The organism is Actinoplanes sp. 13 (genome assembly GCF_056134165.1).
On record NZ_JBVYOQ010000071.1, the window covers coordinates 1 to 1,324 of the forward strand.

Sequence of the window (1,324 nt, forward strand, 5' to 3'; positions counted from 1 at the left end):
GTTAAAATGTGAATGCCACAGCTTCGGCGGTGTGCTTGAGCCCCGCTACATTGTCGGCGCGGAACCACTTGACCAGTGAGCTATTACGCACTCTTTAAAGGGTGGCTGCTTCTAAGCCAACCTCCTGGTTGTCCATGCGATCCCACATCCTTTTCCACTTAGCACACGCTTAGGGGCCTTAGCTGGCGATCTGGGCTGTTTCCCTCTCGACTACGAAGCTTATCCCCCGCAGTCTCACTGCCGCGCTCTCACTTACCGGCATTCGGAGTTTGGCTGATTTCAGTAAGCTTGTGGGCCCCCTAGACCATCCAGTGCTCTACCTCCGGCAAGAAACACACGACGCTGCACCTAAATGCATTTCGGGGAGAACCAGCTATCACGGAGTTTGATTGGCCTTTCACCCCTAACCACAGGTCATCCCCCAACTTTTCAACGTTGGTGGGTTCGGTCCTCCACGTAGTCTTACCCACGCTTCAACCTGCCCATGGCTAGATCACCCCGCTTCGGGTCTAGAACATGCGACTAAAGAGCGCCCTCTTCAGACTCGCTTTCGCTACGGCTACCCCACACGGGTTAACCTCGCCACATGCCACTAACTCGCAGGCTCATTCTTCAAAAGGCACGCCATCACCCCGAAAGGCTCTGACGGATTGTAGGCGAACGGTTTCAGGTACTATTTCACTCCCCTCCCGGGGTACTTTTCACCATTCCCTCACGGTACTTGTCCGCTATCGGTCACCAGGAAGTATTCAGCCTTACCAGGTGGTCCTGGCAGATTCACAGCAGATTCTAGGAGTCCGCTGCTACTCGGGAACACTGCAAAGAGGCTTGACATTTTCGTCTACCGGGCTCTCACCGTCTACGGCCGACTTTCCCACGTCGTTCGACTAACAACAAGCTTTGTAACTCTTCGAAGAACTGTCAGATTCTTCAAGCAGGTCCCACAACCCCCAATGCGCAACCCCTGACAGGTATCACACGCAAAAGGTTTAGGCTACATCCGCTTTCGCTCGCCACTACTCACGGAATCACGGTTGTTTTCTCTTCCTACGGGTACTGAGATGTTTCACTTCCCCGCGTTCCCCTCAACTAGCCTATGAATTCAGCTAGCGATGACACGACATGACTCGTGCCAGGTTTCCCCATTCGGACACCCTGGGATCACAGCTAGGTTGACAGCTCCCCCAGGCCTATCGCGGCCTCCCACGTCCTTCATCGGCTCCTGGTGCCAAGGCATCCACCGTTCGCCCTTGACAACTTAACCACAGAAAACAAGATGCTCGCGTCCACTGTGCAATTCTCAACCAACGACCAACCCACAACC

1 rRNA gene is annotated in these 1,324 nt (G+C 54.4%); it reads right to left on the reverse strand.

Annotation, left to right across the window (positions count from 1 at the left end):
• Positions 1-1,264 (reverse strand): 23S ribosomal RNA (locus AC0NH5_RS42970); the annotation flags it as partial.
• Between the last annotated feature and the right edge of the window lie 60 nt (positions 1,265-1,324).